2 protein-coding genes and 1 pseudogene are annotated in these 1,378 nt (G+C 71.3%); all 3 read right to left on the minus strand.

All coding sequences use genetic code 11. The annotated features are described in order from the left end of the window. Positions 1 to 117: 117 nt before the first annotated feature. Complete coding sequence (locus tag GPK42_RS09810; RefSeq protein ID WP_215694962.1) at positions 118 to 888, minus strand: ABC-2 family transporter permease; 771 nt, start codon at positions 886 to 888, stop codon at positions 118 to 120. After that, the gene (locus GPK42_RS09815) at positions 885 to 1,211 is read right to left on the minus strand and encodes an AAA family ATPase (RefSeq protein WP_423064375.1); all 327 of its coding nucleotides are present in this window, start codon (positions 1,209 to 1,211) and stop codon (positions 885 to 887) included. Before GPK42_RS09815 ends, GPK42_RS09810 begins: the two co-directional genes overlap by 4 nt. After that, a pseudogene (locus GPK42_RS10235) lies at positions 1,191 to 1,378 on the minus strand (hypothetical protein); the annotation flags it as partial. The pseudogene GPK42_RS10235 and the gene GPK42_RS09815, both read right to left, overlap by 21 nt.

Genomic DNA, 1,378 nt, shown 5'->3' on the forward strand with positions numbered 1-1,378 from the left:
GGCCGCAGACGAGATGCACCACTGCGAGCGGGGAGCGCGCCAGGCGCAGGGCCTCGGAGAGCAGGGCCCGCGAGAGAGTCATGCGTGGCGTCGGGTCGGAGAGTCGTGCCACGGCCATCACCTCTCCTCGGAGCGCGCGAACCAGGCCGCGCCCGCCGCCGTGAGCGCGGCGAACGCGAGCGCGCAGACCGCAAGGCCCGCCAGTGTGAGCATGCCGTCCGACGCGAGCGCCTCGCCGAGCGCCATGTCCGCCGCGAGCGGCTCGCCGCTCGGCAGCACGGGGATGAAGCTCGTGGGGATGACCATGTTCGCCGACGGCGGAAAGAGCTGCGGCAGCGGCACCAACGACCAGGCGAACCCACCTACGAGTTGCGCGGCGAGCGGGCAGAAGATGCCCGCGAGCATGCCGAGCCGCGCCGTGAGGAAGAGCCCTGCGGGGATCATCCACGCCGTGGTCACCGTGTTGACGAGCGCGCAGAGGAGCATCGTGAGCGTGCCCGCGGCCGTGAGGCCCTGCGAGGAGAACGCCGATCCCGCGAGGTAGATGCCGAAGACCACGAGGTTCGAGAGCGTGCAGAGCGCGAGGCACCAGAGCGCCTTGGCCCACCAGGCGCGCCCGAGCGGGAAGCCCAGGCCCAGAAGCCCCCGCATCCGCGTGCGCGCGTCCGCCCGCGCGACACACGCCACCACGAGCGAGAGAGCCACGGGCAGGAAGAGCGCGTACCAGTAGTTCCACGCGCTGAAGATCTGTACGCCCCGGTAGGGCATCGCGCCGAGCAGCGGCATAGGTAGCGCCATGAGCACGGCCAGGCGAACCGGTGCCGCGTGGCGCGACTTCAGGGCCTCGGCGCGCAGGCCCGCGAGCAGGCCGCCTTTCTCGCCCGTCATGCCGCCACCTCCCCGCGCGCTCGACGCCCCTCCCGGCAGACGCTCATGAAGAGTTCCTCGAGGTCCTGCCCGGGTCGAAGAGCATCCTCGTAGGCGAGGCGCCCCCCGTAGATGATGCCGATGGTGTCCGCCATCTGCTGCACCTCGGAGAGGATGTGGCTCGAGACGATCACCGTCGTACCCGCCGCTGCGAAGCCGCGGATCTGGTCGCGCAGCTCCTCGATGCCGATGGGGTCGAGGCCGTTGGTGGGCTCGTCGAGCACGAGCAGGCGTGGCCGAGCGATCAGCGCCAGCGCGAGCCCCAGGCGCTGCCGCATGCCCATCGAGAAGCGCCCGGCGCGCTTCTTCCCGGTGTCCGCGAGGTCCACGGCGGCGAGTACCTCATCTATGCGGCTCTCGGGAAGGCCCAACAGCGTGGTGCGCACGCGCAGGTTCTCGCGCGCGGTGAGGTTGGGGTAGAGCGGCGCCTCCTCGATGAGGCTGCCGATTG

Origin of the sequence: Collinsella aerofaciens, assembly GCF_018785265.1 — a bacterium.
GTDB classification, from domain to species: domain Bacteria; phylum Actinomycetota; class Coriobacteriia; order Coriobacteriales; family Coriobacteriaceae; genus Collinsella; species Collinsella aerofaciens_AI.

Coding starts and splice junctions, on each gene's coding strand:
- GPK42_RS09810 (WP_215694962.1), bottom strand. CDS start 888: ATGACGGGCGAGAAAGGCGGCCTGCTCGCGGGCCTGCGCGCCGAGGCC.
- GPK42_RS09815 (WP_423064375.1), bottom strand. CDS start 1,211: ATGGGCATGCGGCAGCGCCTGGGGCTCGCGCTGGCGCTGATCGCTCGG.